This is a genomic window from Acinetobacter sp. LipI_19 (assembly GCF_058242925.1).
Genome location: NZ_JBZAYK010000001.1, coordinates 1,477,758 through 1,492,696 on the forward strand (window position 1 = coordinate 1,477,758; position 14,939 = coordinate 1,492,696).

At 33.1% G+C, this 14,939-nt stretch carries 17 protein-coding genes; 7 read left to right on the forward strand and 10 right to left on the reverse strand.

The genetic code is table 11. From position 1 onward, the window contains the following. Positions 1-254: 254 nt before the first annotated feature. From AC4CVF_RS07080 to AC4CVF_RS07105, 6 genes are all read right to left on the reverse strand, one after another. Positions 255-1,199 (reverse strand): phosphatidate cytidylyltransferase, encoded by a 945-nt coding sequence (locus AC4CVF_RS07080; protein WP_004719987.1) that lies wholly within the window; start codon positions 1,197-1,199, stop codon positions 255-257. Continuing rightward, entirely contained in the window at positions 1,196-1,936 is a 741-nt protein-coding gene (locus tag AC4CVF_RS07085) for a lysophospholipid acyltransferase family protein (RefSeq protein WP_336950976.1), read from the reverse strand. Before AC4CVF_RS07085 ends, AC4CVF_RS07080 begins: the two co-directional genes overlap by 4 nt. Positions 1,937-2,250: 314 nt before the next feature. Then, the gene (locus tag AC4CVF_RS07090) at positions 2,251-2,679 is read right to left on the reverse strand and encodes a hypothetical protein (RefSeq protein WP_336950977.1); all 429 of its coding nucleotides are present in this window, start codon (positions 2,677-2,679) and stop codon (positions 2,251-2,253) included. Then, on the reverse strand, positions 2,676-4,031 hold the full coding sequence (locus AC4CVF_RS07095) for a phosphatase PAP2/dual specificity phosphatase family protein (RefSeq protein WP_490789140.1): 1,356 nt from the start codon (positions 4,029-4,031) through the stop codon (positions 2,676-2,678). The genes AC4CVF_RS07090 and AC4CVF_RS07095 overlap by 4 nt, the downstream gene beginning before the upstream one ends. A 93-nt stretch (positions 4,032-4,124) precedes the next feature. Continuing rightward, complete coding sequence (locus AC4CVF_RS07100) at positions 4,125-5,873, reverse strand: bifunctional alpha/beta hydrolase/class I SAM-dependent methyltransferase (RefSeq protein WP_490789141.1); 1,749 nt, start codon at positions 5,871-5,873, stop codon at positions 4,125-4,127. 28 nt (positions 5,874-5,901) lie between these two features. Next, positions 5,902-6,537: a CDP-alcohol phosphatidyltransferase family protein gene (locus tag AC4CVF_RS07105; protein ID WP_490789142.1), complete on the reverse strand. Its 636-nt coding sequence runs from the start codon at positions 6,535-6,537 to the stop codon at positions 5,902-5,904. A gap of 492 nt (positions 6,538-7,029) precedes the next feature. Between AC4CVF_RS07105 and ybaK the strand changes: the two genes are divergently transcribed. Continuing rightward, the gene (gene ybaK / locus AC4CVF_RS07110) at positions 7,030-7,497 is read left to right on the forward strand and encodes a Cys-tRNA(Pro) deacylase (RefSeq protein ID WP_419327269.1); all 468 of its coding nucleotides are present in this window, start codon (positions 7,030-7,032) and stop codon (positions 7,495-7,497) included. Between the two features lie 53 nt (positions 7,498-7,550). Here the strand turns inward: ybaK and AC4CVF_RS07115 are convergent, their stop codons facing one another. Beyond that, positions 7,551-7,847 (reverse strand): hypothetical protein, encoded by a 297-nt coding sequence (locus tag AC4CVF_RS07115; RefSeq protein WP_490789143.1) that lies wholly within the window; start codon positions 7,845-7,847, stop codon positions 7,551-7,553. Positions 7,848-8,310: 463 nt separating this feature from the next. Here AC4CVF_RS07115 and AC4CVF_RS07120 point away from each other — a divergent pair, with 463 nt between their 5' ends. The 4 genes from AC4CVF_RS07120 (at position 8,311) to AC4CVF_RS07135 (ending at position 11,073) form a co-directional block, all read left to right on the forward strand. After that, complete coding sequence (locus tag AC4CVF_RS07120) at positions 8,311-8,652, forward strand: hypothetical protein (RefSeq protein ID WP_336950983.1); 342 nt, start codon at positions 8,311-8,313, stop codon at positions 8,650-8,652. Between the two features lie 101 nt (positions 8,653-8,753). Further along, positions 8,754-8,987: a hypothetical protein gene (locus AC4CVF_RS07125; RefSeq protein ID WP_419359728.1), complete on the forward strand. Its 234-nt coding sequence runs from the start codon at positions 8,754-8,756 to the stop codon at positions 8,985-8,987. Between the two features lie 149 nt (positions 8,988-9,136). Next, complete coding sequence (locus AC4CVF_RS07130; protein ID WP_419327266.1) at positions 9,137-9,373, forward strand: hypothetical protein; 237 nt, start codon at positions 9,137-9,139, stop codon at positions 9,371-9,373. Positions 9,374-10,680: 1,307 nt separating this feature from the next. Then, positions 10,681-11,073 carry a GNAT family N-acetyltransferase gene (locus AC4CVF_RS07135; RefSeq protein ID WP_336950986.1) on the forward strand — a complete coding sequence of 131 codons (393 nt, stop codon included), beginning with the start codon at positions 10,681-10,683 and terminating at the stop codon, positions 11,071-11,073. Between the two features lie 139 nt (positions 11,074-11,212). Here the strand turns inward: AC4CVF_RS07135 and AC4CVF_RS07140 are convergent, their stop codons facing one another. The 3 genes from AC4CVF_RS07140 to AC4CVF_RS07150 all read right to left on the reverse strand — a co-directional run bounded on the left by AC4CVF_RS07140 (position 11,213) and on the right by AC4CVF_RS07150 (position 12,657). Then, positions 11,213-11,407 carry a hypothetical protein gene (locus tag AC4CVF_RS07140; protein WP_336950987.1) on the reverse strand — a complete coding sequence of 65 codons (195 nt, stop codon included), beginning with the start codon at positions 11,405-11,407 and terminating at the stop codon, positions 11,213-11,215. Positions 11,408-11,547: 140 nt separating this feature from the next. Continuing rightward, positions 11,548-12,015, reverse strand: a complete 468-nt coding sequence (locus AC4CVF_RS07145) for a hypothetical protein (RefSeq protein ID WP_336950988.1) — start codon at positions 12,013-12,015, stop codon at positions 11,548-11,550. Positions 12,016-12,267: 252 nt separating this feature from the next. After that, positions 12,268-12,657 carry a hypothetical protein gene (locus AC4CVF_RS07150; RefSeq protein WP_336950989.1) on the reverse strand — a complete coding sequence of 130 codons (390 nt, stop codon included), beginning with the start codon at positions 12,655-12,657 and terminating at the stop codon, positions 12,268-12,270. Between the two features lie 937 nt (positions 12,658-13,594). On the opposite strand from AC4CVF_RS07150, the gene AC4CVF_RS07155 reads away from it, so the two are divergent. Next, the gene (locus AC4CVF_RS07155) at positions 13,595-14,206 is read left to right on the forward strand and encodes an NAD(P)-dependent oxidoreductase (RefSeq protein ID WP_419327263.1); all 612 of its coding nucleotides are present in this window, start codon (positions 13,595-13,597) and stop codon (positions 14,204-14,206) included. Positions 14,207-14,507: 301 nt separating this feature from the next. Then, complete coding sequence (locus tag AC4CVF_RS07160) at positions 14,508-14,741, forward strand: hypothetical protein (RefSeq protein ID WP_490789144.1); 234 nt, start codon at positions 14,508-14,510, stop codon at positions 14,739-14,741. Positions 14,742-14,939 lie beyond the last annotated feature (198 nt).

Sequence of the window (14,939 nt, forward strand, 5' to 3'; positions counted from 1 at the left end):
ATAAACCCAGTATGGCAAATTTAAATGATTTCTCAGTTTTCTCAATGAACATAAAGAACAAAATAAAAAGGGACGAATATCCTGATCGTTGGGAGCAATACACTTATCGTTTAGATTTGGCTAAACAATATGATGAAGAAAAATATGGGAAAAAATGAGTTTAAAAAAATAAATCAAAATTTAAGGATATAACCAATATTCGTTACTTCCATTGATTTCACCCCAAATTTTGCTGATTAACTGATATTGGCAGATTAACTCCACCAATATCTCAAAATATGAAAGAAGATGGGTGCAGAAAAGCAGATAGAATCAATCCGATCTAACATCCCGCCATGACCATGAATCAACTGCCCCCAATCTTTTACACCACGGTCACGTTTGATAGCTGACATCACCAAACCACCGAAAAAGCCAAAGATACACACAACCAGTCCTATCAAGGCAGCTTGTAGATAGCTAAATGGAGTAAGCCATGCCATAGCAACACCTAAAGCTGTGGCTAAAACAATACCACCCACTAAGCCTTCAACTGTTTTTGATGGTGACAAGACAGGTGCAACCTTGTGCTTTCCAAAAAGCTTACCACAGACATATTGCAAAACATCGGATGCTTGAACAACCATAATCAGCCAGATTGCTAACCAAATCGGTTCACCTTTAAAACCATTTAGTTTTAAATTGAGTAATGCAGGAACATGGGAAATACAGAAAACACAGACCATGAGTCCCCATTGAATTTTAGAACTACGTTCAAGGAAGTGTTTGGTATCTTCTTGTTTTAAACTGGCAATCGGAATCAGTAAAAATACATAAAGTGGAATAAAAATTGAATATAAGCCGTACCAGTCGATATAGATCAAATAATATTGATAGGGAATAACAAAATAAAAGGCGATAAGTAAAGGGAAATAATCACCACGCCGTGTCGGCAATAGACTGGTAAATTCTCGTAGAGCAAACAGGGAAATAATCCCAAATAAGATAATAAATGCAGTTTGACCCAATAGAATTGCTGCGCCAATGACGATCAACATCACCCACCAAGCATTGATCCGTGCATTTAAATTATCAATCACTGATGAGGGTTTTTGCCCAGCTTTTTGTTTGAGAATAAAGCCTACACTAGATGCAAAAACTAAAATTCCCGCAAAAATACCAAATAAAAGATAGGTTTTATTCAGATTATCTAAAATCATTGATTCTCAACCTCTTTTAATAGTACTAGCTGCTTCTGTGCATAATCTATAAATGTGGCTTTATCCATTTCTAAATGTTGTTCTAAAGGAAAGCCAAAGCATACGGTAGACAGTAAAGGCAAAGGAACAAAAGAACCTTTTGGCATGACACGTCTTAGATTTGAAATCCAAACAGGGACAATCTCAATCTCAGGAAATTGTTTATGTAAGTTATAGAGGCCACTTTTAAAAGGTAATAGCTCAAGATCATCATCAAGATTTCGAGTACCTTCAGGAAAGAAAATAATGGAATACCCCTGAGCAAGAGCGTCTTTTACAGGTTGTAAAGGGTCTGCATTATCTTCGCGATTACGTTGAATCGTGACACCATTAAAGGTGTCTTTAATTAAAAATTGTCTAAAACCATCTTTCAGCCAATAATCTGAAGCAGCAACAGGTTTAGTTTTTCGACGCATCAGTTTGGGAAGTGAGGACCATAGTAAGATAAAGTCGATATGACTATTGTGATTGGCATAGTAAATACGTTGTTTCATCTCAGGCTGACAACCAACCCATAAGCTACGAGCACCAGTTAACAGTCGTGCGCCACGGCGTGTCAAAAATGCGATAAAGCGAGCAATAGAGTGTGATGCTAAATTTCCATTAGAAGAATCTAAGTGTTGAGTCTTTTGCTCTAAAGACTGTTTATTGTATGACTCTTTATCTTGTTCGGAACGTGGTTCAGGTAGTTGATTCATTCTTTAAGCCGATTGATATTGAAGCATTTTATTGTGGGGCAAGCTGTATAATAAGATGACTAAAGTACAAAATTCTACTTTTTAAGTGATTAAAATAAAATATAACCAAACTTAGTTTTGAATAAAAAGTAAAAAGCTTGGTCTCCTTTTACAAATTTATCATTTCTATTTTTTGAATCATAGAAGAATTTTATAGCATTTCAAGATCTTCACTGCTGAGAAGCTGATAATTTTCTTGATTTAAGATCATTAAAACTATCATACGATAACAATTGAATATATCAGCAACTGTATCAGTTGAGGTTAAAATCGCTTTAAATCATTCTAGAAATCAAAATCATTAAAACCAGATATTGTACCAATAATAAAGCAATTTGTAGTTTTAAAAGTTTAAAGCATCCTACAAAACGCTGTGACCAATCACGTCCTGCTTTGGATGCGGGCATCAATTTCATACTCATTAGGGTTTGATCAAATTGTAGGGTTAAGTTTTCAATAGATTCAGTTTGGGATTCTCGTGCTATCATTTTAATGATTTGAGCATCAAACTTAACTCTAAATGAGAGATAGTGATGAAGCCCAGATAATAACAATGTAATGACAATGAACGTCCAAAACTCAAAGGATTGCCAACCTTTGAACAGGATGGCAAAAATAGATAACGCAAAAGCCAAATAACCTGAAAGTAATATAGCTGTGGTTGCAGACAACAGTTGCGCAACCACATAAAAATTCATTTTCATGGCGCTAAACCTTTCAGTTTTAGATGGTAAATTTCTAATTCTTCCAGTTGGGCTTGTTTTAATACCACCCAAGGGCGAGCTTTACGAATAATGTTTACCATTTCATCAATATTGGCATCTTGGTTTTGTTGAATCAGCCAAGCGGTGAGTACAGCGCTACTTCTTGAATAACCTAAGGCACAAAAAATCAGAATATTTTGGATAGAGCTTGCTTCAAGCTTTGACATCAAATCATTTAATCGTGCTACGGCTAACTCAAGCTGATTGGCTTGTAATGGAATCAGATCTAGACTGAGATATTGCTGATATGCCGTTACTTGGTTTAAGGGTAACTCAGCAACACAATCAAATATTGCATTGTATTGGAGGTGCTCTTGTTGTGTTGGAACTCTTCCAATATAGATTTTTTTAAGTTCATGTTGAATGATAAAAGAATCTTCGTGATGTTTTTTGGTCCAAACACGACTATTAAGCCAAGCAAAGATTAAATAAGGCGCAAGCAGTATTTGTGCTGCAACCGTCATTTTGCCATTTTCTTGTTTTTGAAAAAAATGTGGACGTACAAAACTATAGCTATGTGCAACGATAAATAGACTCACAGCAGGGTAAATTAGCCACAATCCCCAAGGTCTAAACTCATAAGCTAAGATAAGGAAAATCACTGAGCCACAAAGGTAATAACTACCAAGCTTTAAATGTTTTGCTGTTAACAGTTGCAGCCCATCTTTTCTAAATGGGGATTTTACTGAAATTGGAAATAACCATAAGCATAAAGCACCAACAAGTATTCCTGTAGGAAGATCAATAAAATGATGTTGCCATGTCGTGAGTACAGAAATTCCAATCAGCACACACCAAAAATCGACCACATATTTCCATGCCCCAAATACATGGCGACGATAGAAATCCCAAAGGATAATCAGCAAAACAATATGTAATGAGGGCGCTTGATTAAAGGGCTTATCGAAGCCCATCAGGACATCAAACCATAGACCGAAAAAACCATCTAAAGGTGGACGTTCAAAACTAAACTTTAAAGGGAACACTAAGAAGCAACTAATCGAAATGACTTGCGCTAAAAATAGCCTAAGCGCTTGTTGTTTAAGCTCAAATTTGTTCCAACAAAGCAATAAGGAGAGGCCGTAAAACAGGTCAATTGACCAATACGGCACAATCGTCCAAGCCCAAAGTGGAATATGCTTTTCCCAAGCAAAGACAATACTTGGAACATCACTAAGACCTGACGCATATTGATTTGCAAAGCCATAAGTGAGGAAAAAGAAAGGCGCAAGAAAAACTAAGCAAAGTAGGCCCCATTTCCAAGTCCCAGTTTCTTTGATGAGTGTTCGCATAAAACATCCGTAGATTATTATTCTATTAAAATTAAAAAATTGGTGACTTAAAATGATTTATATCAAGTCACCAACTGTGTGATCGCAGAAATTTTATAGCTTTTGTGCGACTGAGACGGTAAATATTCCAAACTCATCAATACATTGGTCGACCTTTTTAAAGCCAGCAGCTTCAACAAGTGCATCCATTTCCGCTTGTGAGCGTAAACGCATTACCCATGCATCACCTTCACGATGTGAGGTTAGTGCGCGCGCAATAAACTCTTGCTGCGGGTGCCAAATTTGACCAGTATAAATCAAATAACCATCTTTAAGGATTGCTTTACTTAAGCCCTCAAGTGATTGACGTAGCAAATCATTGTCTGCAAATAACTCATATAAACCCGAAACCACAGCAAGTGAAGGTTTTGGTTTAACAGAGGCCAAAGACTGTGTATCAAATGCATCTGCTTGAACAAATTCAGCAATGTCATTGAGTCCACGTGTTGCAATCATTTGCTGACCAGCTTGTACATTGATATCACTATAATCACGCAATAAGATTGAATCTGGTCGTTTTGGTAGTTGAACCACAGCATCTAAAATATAACGCCCATGACCAGAAGCAATATCCATAATGCTCAATGGTTTACGGTTTTTAATCAGAATATCCGCATATTTCTGAACCAAAAGTTCAATATTCTGTTTACGAACACGGATTCCACGCCAACCAATCGCATTTAAATATTGGCGGTCTATGATGTTGCCAATAGGATTAGAACTTTCAGGTTGGTTACGATAAACAAAATCTAAAGTGCTTCCAGAGTCATAGCCAGTGTCTTCACCAATTTTTAAGCCTTTTGATAAATGACTACCAATTTTTAGATTCTTTTTGGTAATTTCCCAAAATGCATTCTTTATTGATTTAGCGGGTAATGGTGAACTGAGTTCTTCAGCTATAGCGCAACTTGAACCAATTTTGTCCGCATTTAAAACATCTGGAGCTTGATATTCAACCGCAAAACATTGCTGGATAAATCTGCGTATTTTTTCTGTTGCAATATGGCGATCTTTTTCGCCTAAAGTATCGTGAAAGAAACCCTCTAAAATATGTAATTCTTTTTTAGGATGTGGAAGCTTTTTGTAAAATTCACGTTGCGGTTTTTGAAAAACTACAAAATCTGAACCTGAACATAACACCTGAGTCGGCACAAAGATATTTTGTGAGTCAGCAACAATACGCTTAGAGGCATCATAGAGTCCAAGCAACATTCTCACCGAAATTGCTTTAGCAATTTTAGGATCGGTATCATAGCTTTGAGCACGTTCTTCATCATGGGTCAGCATTTTGGCTTTAACATAACTTTGAATGAAAAAATTACCACGAATTTTTTCCATGACTCTTAAACTTGGTTCGGCAAATGGCACATAAAGCTTAATATCAAAAGCAGGGGAAGCGAGACACAAGGCGCGAATTTTTGGCGCATAATCATGTACCCATGTTGCAGCTAATACAGCACCTACACTTTGTGCAACCACAGCAATGTTTTTGGCGTCGATGCCATAGTTTTCTTCAATATGCTGTACAAAATATTGAATATCTTTTACACATGTGGAGAAGCTAGGTGCATCACCACGTTCACCTGGTGAATCGCCGTGCCCACGGGCATCCCATGCAAAGAAATCAAATTCACTTAAATTGAGTTCATTAACTAAATGCGCCATACGTCCTGAATGTTCATGGCCGCGATGAAACAGAAGAATGGCTTTTTTTGTTTCGCTTGGAGTGTTGGTCGACCAATGTTGATAAAACAATTCTGTTCCATCATGACTCGCAAAGGTGTGATGACTGTTGTTATACATACGAATTTACCCTAAATATGAAACTGTTTTATAACGCTGTTTTTAAACTATTTTTAATTCGGTTATAGATGGTTAAACTAAGTAGTAGACCAATTAAAATGAGTATGCCATTACAGATTAAGCTGAGAAGTTGTAAATTTGTAGTGAATAATGGCAAGATGACAATCACGACAGTGATTAAACTAAACCAAAATGCGCGATCACTTTTCCCCATTGGGCCGTCATAACGACGTTCTTGACCAATCAGTGGGGCCATAACGCCAGTGTATTCACTTAAAATTGCAAGAAAAGCGACTAATAAGAGTAATTTTGCATTAATAAAGCCAAAAGTAATCAAGCATAGATAGAGTGCTGTGTCCGAAATAACATCACACAACTCATTGTAAAACGCACCTAAGTTGGATTGTTGTTTAAATTCACGGGCAAGCATTCCATCGATGGCGTTGAAAGCCATTCGTAGCAGCATCCACAAAGGAAAGAGCAATAACCATCCATTTACAGCATGATTCAAATAATACTGGTATAGAAAAAAGCTTAAACCGAGCGATATAAACATCGCTAATAATGTGACTTGATTTGCCGTGATTCCGATATTAAAAAGCTTTTTAACAAAAGGGCGTAGTAAGTTTTGAAATGCTGGTTTTAATTGATAGATTGATGGCATTGTTCTAGTAATATAAGGTATATGATAGGATTTTAATCAAGTTTTCCATGATTTTACAAGTATTAATTTTCATCATTTAAATTCGTGATGTTGGGAGCTACTGACATTTCATAAAAGGTTCGCGTTGTGGGCTAAAATTGCATATGAGACGTATACATCGTAGTGTATTGAGTGAGATTGATTAGAGAAACTATTGGCGAGTTTTACTGCTCAGGCTGAGATAATTTAGCCATCACCTGAGCAAGAACCAAGAAATATTTTGTTTATAGAGAGGGTGTGCGGGGACTAGAATATTTTTTCAGCAACGTCGTTAGCTTGTGAAATGATGTTGCTCATCTTTTAGAGTGTCTAAATTCAATATTTCATGCCTCGTATCATCTAAAATCATTTGTAGCCGCAAACGCAGACAAATTATCAACAGACCCTAATTTAAAATTTCTATGAATGGTCCTATAATTCAAATATCATCTTAATTTTGATCTTGTTTATGCTATGACACCTGCTTGTAAAGTTTTAAAATCAAATAAAATTGAATTTTCTGTTCATGAATATGAACATGATGTAAATGCAAAAAGTTTTGGCTTAGAGGCTGCTGAAAAATTAGGTTTAAATGTCGAAGAAGTTTTTAAAACCCTGATGGTAACAGATGATAAAAACTATTTTGTTGCCATCCTTCCAGTGAATCATCAATTAAATTTAAAGAAAGTAGCGAGCGCCTTTGCTTGTAAAAAACTACATATGGCTGATCCTAAAGATGCAGAGCGTTTAACTGGATATTTAGTTGGTGGAATCAGTCCTGTAGGTCAAAAAAAGCGTTTAAAAACGGTAATTTGTGAAAGTGCACAGCCGTTAAGTAAAATGTATGTGAGTGGTGGGAAAAGGGGCTTGGATATTGGGGTTAATCCACTAGATTTAGCGAAGGTTTTGAGTGCGAATTTTGCTGATATTGTTGATGAATAATCCATCCTTTTATTGATGAATTTTAATTAAAAATAATAATGTTACTCACTATGTTACTCACAAAAAGATTTGCTCAAAAATAAAGCCACTGAAGTGGCTTTATTTTTTGAATCTATATCTAATATTACAGACTGGACATATGAACTAAACCAATAAATCTTCCGACCATCCTTAAATGGCTTCGTGTAGCGTCCTTCTCTAATTCTGGCATCTAGAGTTTCTGGTTCTATATTCAGCAAGTGAGCAAATTCGGCTCGCCCAATTCTGCGTTCTTCTTTTTGGCTTACCAGTTGCTCAACAAGTCTTGTTAAATGTTTGAGAGATTCAGATGCAATTTTTAATGCGACCATTTCATCACCTCAACAAGCTTTCTTTCTAGTGCGCTTCATATCAGCAGCAATAGATTGAGTAGAATTAATAATTAATTGTTCAGCCTGATTAATATTATCAGAACTGTTCATGTAACAAGCAATCGCATTACTAGCTATGCAATAACCAAATTTAACTGCTATTAAGGTTTACTACAGAACAAGTGAAGTCAGTTTTAGCGGTTCAACAGCTAGAGATGATACTAGGGGATTTATTACACTGGGAACTGTAGATGCGACGCGACATATTTTACAAGCAGTTGATTGATCCCGTTTTGACTTAATAGTTAAACTGAAGTTTTTTCTAAGAATGTTACTTGATCTGGATCAAGGCGTATGGCATATTTTAGCTGTAGTGGACGAATTTATGGTAATCCACACAGTTTAATAGATTTGTATACCCACTGATTCCATCAAGTGGGTATTTTTTTGAGATATACAGCTAATGAAATGGATTTTATCGCTAACTCTTATAATCGTATCTACGACAAGTTTTGCTTATCAAATTACAGATTATTCAGGGAAATGTTTTACACAAAATGAGAAAAAAACTTATTCCTGTTCAATTCAAAAAGGTGTAAGTGCTGGTGGAAAGTTTGTATACATAGAATTTGATCAAAAAGAATATTTAATTGAGCAATCAACAACATGTGGTGGTAAATGTAAACCTTATTTGGGTACAACTCCAGAAAATGTATTGTCTGCTAAAAATTATAAAAAAGATCAATGGAGTTGTTACAAGCAAGAGCAAGGCAATATGAATATTTGTTATATGCTAACCAAATAAATTAATTTTTAAGGAGCTCATCGAAAGGTGAGTTTTTTTTTCATAAAAAACAAATCTGTAATGATTAGGTGCTAAGATACTATTGAAGAATAGGAAAAAACATGAACATTTGTATTGGTGGTCCTTGGCATGGAAGTAAGTTGCTTGGGAATGTAAGCCATGAGAAATTTTTCAAAATTAAAGGTTCTACATCAAAATCAATTACAACCTATTATAAAAAAATAGTTAAGATTAAAAATCAAGAGTATGTATTTTGGGTATCTGATGAGTTATTAGATATGCAGGCTGATGAAATAATTAAAGATTATTTAGTAAAAAATTTTCAAATTCAATAGAGAAAACATATAGTCGTTAAAAGATATAGATTGATAGTGATTGTTTAGAAAATTATAGAATGTTACGTATTTCATTGAGATAGAGATTATCTGGCATTGCATATTTATATATTTAATGGATAATTATGTTTTCTTCCATGGTTTTTTACATGCCAATCGTTAATGTTAAAAAGCTTGATAATATTCTTAGTAAATTATTTGAAAGTAAAAGAATTCCAAAAATAATTTTAATTGGCTATAAATCATATAGTGATCTTATGAATGACCGAAAATTTTTTGAAGATGTAGTGGGCTCATCAATGAAACCCAGCAAACGAACTTATAAAAATATTAAAATAAAAGTAACCCAAGATGATAATCAGCTTGAGGTTAGATGTTTTTCTTGAATTTTTGAAGATCCTATTAGCATGAAAATTAAAATTGGTTTACTTATTTTGAAAATTGAGTGCAATATTAGATTAAAATATTATATTAGTATCCTACGCTAATGAATAAAAATAAATTTTTATAATAGTTTTTACTTCTGTATTAATAGTTAGCATATTTTTACTAGGTTTTTCCGTTTATAAGATTTCTCAAGCACGAAATAAAAATAACATCTTGAAACTTTCTAGCGATGCTAAAAATTCATTAGTCGATATTGCTAAATAGAATTACTTATTCGATATAGATCGAACCAATGAAAATACCATAATGATTTTTTTAAATTTTATCGGCTACTTAGTGATTGATTTTTTGATCCTGTTACTCTTGATTATGAGCTTTTTCATCATCTTTAGCTGAATTTTGTGCTTTAATTGAGCATGAGCTGAATCACAATTAAACAGTTTAAGGATGAAATGCAGGTTATGAAATTCAAATTATGAGATGAGCATCTTAAACAGCTTGAAATAGACAGAATTAAAAGCGGTGATAGTGAAGGTACTGATGATCTTACATCAGTAAAAATAACTATTCAGGTTGTTGATGCAAGTAAGTAAGCCCTCCTCGATAAGGGATTACATCCTAAAAAAAGGACAAAATTAAAATCTTAAATTTATCAGTTTTATAATTATGTTATTGAATTGACTGATTTAAAATTAAGTTGTAAATTACCATGTTACATCTTAGATGATTAAACAGTGACCTTATTTTTTCGTTTTTTTATTTCGGTGCTCCTAATATTAATATTCTTCATGTTTATGTATATTGTTATAAAGGGTATTTGAGTCTGACATATTTTTTAAGCAATAAGAAACCCGCATTAAGCAGGTAAATACTGAGTTTCTTTTTTGGAGTAAACCATTGTCTAAGTATGAGGTGCTTTGTTTATAGCATCAATAGAATTTCTCTTTTTTAGTTTTATAAAATTAACATGATATAGCTATCCAGAACTCTAGATAAGCTTCACACATCAAATAATAGAATGACACCTTGCCCTAAACTTTTAAAATTAGCGTCAGGGCAGGGTAAACAAATCACACGATGTATCATTTACTATTGCTAATTACAATGAGTGTAATACATTGAAAGATGCAAAGAATAAGGCTTTTAAGTGAGGGTTAAACTTTTAATTTTGTATAATCTTTTAAAATATTGGGATGAAAAGTAATTGTCAGATATTAAATTATATTCGCTAAATAAGAGCGTTGTTACACTTGTTAAGACTCAATCTAGTGACTTTGAAGCGCTTGTTGCTATTCGAATTGAAGCAATGTTTGAAAGCCTTAAGCGTCTTGGTCGTTTTGATCCCATACGTGTAAGAGAGCGTTTTCGAGAAGGCTTTAATCCTGAGTTTACTCGCTATATAGAAGTTTCTGGTGAACGAGTAGGTTTCGTGGTTGTTAAACCTTATATCGATGGAATGTTACTTGACCATCTCTATATTAAACCAGGTGCACAAGGTATAGGCATAGGTTCTGTAGTTCTTCGTCATATCTTCATGGAGGTGGATGAACTTGGTTTGTCATTGAAAGTAGGAGCTTTAAAAGAGAGTGCTTCAAATCGATTTTATAGTCGTCATGGTTTTCAATTCGTGGAAAGTAGTGAATTTGATAACTACTATGTTCGTCATAATGGACAAAGTGGTTTGGGGGTGGATATTTGACTTAAACTTATTTGTTATTTAGGAAAATAAATAATTTAGAACGAGCGAATGCAGTGCGAATTGATAATGAAAATTAGATGAAGCATGACCCTTAGATTGAGAGTAGTTCCCTTAAAGACCATTAGGTTTAATGAGATTGTTATTCTTTTGAATTTTCACAATTTAGTAGAATACATTTGCCATCAATTTTACCAACCGAACTTATTGGTTTCGATGTATCTCCATCGTCTAGAGAGATCTCAACAAATAAGTTTTGATCCTCGAAAGATTCCAACTCTTTAATTAATTGTTTGATAGTTTTTCCACGTGTTATCCATTCTGGCTGTTTAGACATATTTTTTCCTGTTATAGATCATTGATACTGTCGCCAAATACAATGAATGTAGTGCTTTAAATGATGCGAAAAACAATGTGTTAGAATGAGACTAAATAAGCTATAAACTCATTTGAAATTATAGGCTTTAAGCTACACTATCACTTCTTCTTATTACAGCCGATCACACTGGCATCTGTGATGATATTCTTTTTATCGGTGTACAGAGTGATATTGCAAAAATAATCGATAACAGTCCGATTCTCTGTATATCCAGTTTTCCGATATACAGGTTCGCTACCAACTGGCATTTGGCCAATCACGCCACCACCTCCGATTCCAACCATTGTCGTCTTTTGGCCAATATACTCAACACCTGTCTGCACGAAAACTTTTTCTGGTGTTACATGGGTCTGCACTCGATTCCACCCATAGAAGCCACCACTACCATACGATGATGGACCCAGACCATGATCAGGTTTACCAAATAATTTAAATGCATTACTGGCTGGTTGCCCTACTAGTTTTTGTGCAGCCACTTCGACTTCATTGGGTTTGGAGACAAAGGTAGCGCAAGCGGTGATGGTAAACACCATAAGGGTTACACAACTATATTTGAATAAAGGCATGGAAATGATTCCCGAAATAATGAATGTTATACGCATAATGCAGATTGAGAAATTAATCAATAATGACTAAGTATATAATTTATTCGATTATATCGCTTAATTATAGATAACCTCAACATAGCCTAGTCCTAACTCATAGAATCAGGACTAGCAAAAAATATCGATTTACGATGTTTAGACTATTCAAAAGTACACTCAGTGTATTTCTTCAAGTGTTTCGAAGAAAACGCATTTAAGCCTCTGAGCTTTGGGTTATTGATTTTGAATATTACGCTGATTTAATAAAGGTGTATTTAGATTATTGAATTTTCTCTGATACTCATCATTTGAAATAAGCCCTCGATCTTTTGCTTTTTGTAAATACTGAATGTTTTGTTGATTTTGTAGAGACTCTACTGCATTCATATCATTTTTCTTTAAGTAGTATTGAGTCTTTTCATACGTATTCATAGTAGATGTGTTTAATGAGTCTTCTTGAATTTTTACCGCCTTTTCATATCTTTGTTTTTTTGATAATTCTTCTTGTTGTTTTTTAAAATCAAAAAAATCAACTGAAGGAGTGCTTTCAAGTGAAATTTCATTTTGTTCAGAACTAAACATTAATGATCTTTCTTTTGAGTTTTGCTCAGAAAATGCTGGCATAGAATACGATTGCCCACAAAGTATAAAAAGATAAAGGCATTTTTTAATCATTACTAAATTTCTCAGAAAAGATTTTACGTTAAAATAACTAGCAAAGCTTTTGTAGAATATCTTAAAAATGAAAATATAACTATTTAAATTTTGTATAGATGACACATTGGTAAGCATACAGTTGAGTCTAATAAGATCAATCAAAGCAACACAGCCATTTCAATGGATAATTGTCTACACATTACGGTAGCTCAACTTAACCATATGAAACGCTAGAGGAGTTCGATGAACTACTTTTCTAGATTTATTCAATCTTTTAAGATGTTTTTTCAATTTGTTTTTCTCATAGATTTTACATAATTATAATAAATATTTTGTTGGATTATATTTGTGGGATGTATTTTTAATAGAGGTAATTTAAATAAATATTATTTTAAAGATTTTATTTTTTATTGAAAATTCAGTGTTTTTCTATAAATAAGGCTTATATTAGGTTGCAATATAAAATATTTAATCCGTGATGTTTTATTGTATTAAGAATGTGTGATTAAAATTGTGATAAATAGATTGTTAAAATTTTTATCTTTTAATCAAGTTTTAAAGTGGTTTTGATGGTGAGATGTATTTTATATTTCGCTTAAAAGGTGTAATTGGGTCTTTATTAAGATTAAAATCACATTAAAAAATTACAAAAATAATAATGCTGTAAACAAATATTAATATATAGTTTTATTGTATAAGACATTACTTACATAATTTTGACATAAAGTTAACTTAAATTATAATGTAAAATTTAAGGATATAAATGATTATAAATTATCGGAAATAACTAGCTTATAAATTATTGATTATTTTGTTGTTGAAATTTTGAGCTTTAAAAATTTTATATCTGATAATTTATAGATCTTTTTTATTTGAAATTATCTTAAACACTTGAGGAATTATTATGAAAATTGCTTTGATTGGTGCAACAGGTATGGCAGGTTCACGTATTTTAGAAGAACTTGTTTCACGTGGTCATTATGTTAAAGCTATTGCACGTGATACACATAAAATACCAGATACGGAACGTGTTTTATCTTTAGATGTTGACTTAAATGATCATGATGCACTCGTAGAAGTACTAAAAGGTCAGGATGCTGTTATAAGCTCAGTTCCTTTCCAAGGATTAGATGCTAATGCATTGATCAATACAATTAGGGATTCAAAAGTTAAACGTTACCTCGTCGTAGGCGGCGCTGGTGGATTAACGCTTCCTAATAAAAATGTACGTTTATTGGATACCGATGATTTTCCTGCTGCTTATAAACCTGAAGCAGAAGCAGCTACAAATTTTCTTGAAAAACTCAAACAAGTTGATGATATCGACTGGACTTTCATATCACCTTCTGCTGAGTTTGCACCTGGCAAACGAACAGGGGAGTTTCGTTTAGGAAAAGATGAACTTATAATAGGTAAAGATGGTAGCAAAATTTCAGCTGAAGATTTTGCAATAGCATTGTCTGATGAAATTGAAAGTAATAACCATATTCATCAACGTTTTACTGTTGGTTATTAAGAAGTGAATGAAAGCCCTCAATTGAGGGCTTTTTTATATATAAAATCATTAAAATTAATAGTATTAATAAGATTTATAGTTTCTTGAATGAATATTATTTAAATATTTTAAGTGGATTATAAGTGTTTGCAAATTTTATTTTTGATTGATTTTTAAATGTTTATATTGAATTGATCTAAATAAATATTATTAAAAAATAATGAAATAATATTTCAATCAAATCAATGCTTTTGAATTTATTTTTATAATTTTAATATATGTTGATACATATAAAGAGTAGCTATTAATAAAGCAAAGGATCATGCTTGATTTTGTCATTAATGTTAATGATAAAAAAAGGATAATTATTATGTCTAACTCCACTAATCAACCTGGTTCAAATCAAAATAACCAAACATCTAAACAACCTGATAGCGATCAAGGTAATCAACCTCAAAAACAGCAACAAGGAAATCAAGATCAGCAAAATTCTGGTGTTAATCCTAAACAAGATAATAATGCAAAAGAACAGCAGCAAGCTCCTAACACGAAGTAATAATGTCAAAGTATTATCTTATAATTAAAGGGGCGTAAGCCCCTTTAATACATGGAAAATAATTAAATGGGCTCCAAAACAACATTATGATATATGTGAAATATTGTATCAGTATATGAGCTTGCTCATACCAATGATGATGAAATAATAAATAGAGATCTAGATATTAATTATTTTTTAGATGTTGATATAGACATG

Coding starts and splice junctions, on each gene's coding strand:
- AC4CVF_RS07080 (WP_004719987.1), bottom strand. CDS start 1,199: ATGATTTTAGATAATCTGAATAAAACCTATCTTTTATTTGGTATTTTT.
- AC4CVF_RS07085 (WP_336950976.1), bottom strand. CDS start 1,936: ATGAATCAACTACCTGAACCACGTTCCGAACAAGATAAAGAGTCATAC.
- AC4CVF_RS07090 (WP_336950977.1), bottom strand. CDS start 2,679: ATGAAAATGAATTTTTATGTGGTTGCGCAACTGTTGTCTGCAACCACA.
- AC4CVF_RS07095 (WP_490789140.1), bottom strand. CDS start 4,031: ATGCGAACACTCATCAAAGAAACTGGGACTTGGAAATGGGGCCTACTT.
- AC4CVF_RS07100 (WP_490789141.1), bottom strand. CDS start 5,873: ATGTATAACAACAGTCATCACACCTTTGCGAGTCATGATGGAACAGAA.
- AC4CVF_RS07105 (WP_490789142.1), bottom strand. CDS start 6,537: ATGCCATCAATCTATCAATTAAAACCAGCATTTCAAAACTTACTACGC.
- ybaK (WP_419327269.1), top strand. CDS start 7,030: ATGACACCTGCTTGTAAAGTTTTAAAATCAAATAAAATTGAATTTTCT.
- AC4CVF_RS07115 (WP_490789143.1), bottom strand. CDS start 7,847: ATGGTCGCATTAAAAATTGCATCTGAATCTCTCAAACATTTAACAAGA.
- AC4CVF_RS07120 (WP_336950983.1), top strand. CDS start 8,311: ATGAAATGGATTTTATCGCTAACTCTTATAATCGTATCTACGACAAGT.
- AC4CVF_RS07125 (WP_419359728.1), top strand. CDS start 8,754: ATGAACATTTGTATTGGTGGTCCTTGGCATGGAAGTAAGTTGCTTGGG.
- AC4CVF_RS07130 (WP_419327266.1), top strand. CDS start 9,137: ATGCCAATCGTTAATGTTAAAAAGCTTGATAATATTCTTAGTAAATTA.
- AC4CVF_RS07135 (WP_336950986.1), top strand. CDS start 10,681: ATGTTTGAAAGCCTTAAGCGTCTTGGTCGTTTTGATCCCATACGTGTA.
- AC4CVF_RS07140 (WP_336950987.1), bottom strand. CDS start 11,407: ATGTCTAAACAGCCAGAATGGATAACACGTGGAAAAACTATCAAACAA.
- AC4CVF_RS07145 (WP_336950988.1), bottom strand. CDS start 12,015: ATGCCTTTATTCAAATATAGTTGTGTAACCCTTATGGTGTTTACCATC.
- AC4CVF_RS07150 (WP_336950989.1), bottom strand. CDS start 12,657: ATGCCAGCATTTTCTGAGCAAAACTCAAAAGAAAGATCATTAATGTTT.
- AC4CVF_RS07155 (WP_419327263.1), top strand. CDS start 13,595: ATGAAAATTGCTTTGATTGGTGCAACAGGTATGGCAGGTTCACGTATT.
- AC4CVF_RS07160 (WP_490789144.1), top strand. CDS start 14,508: ATGCTTGATTTTGTCATTAATGTTAATGATAAAAAAAGGATAATTATT.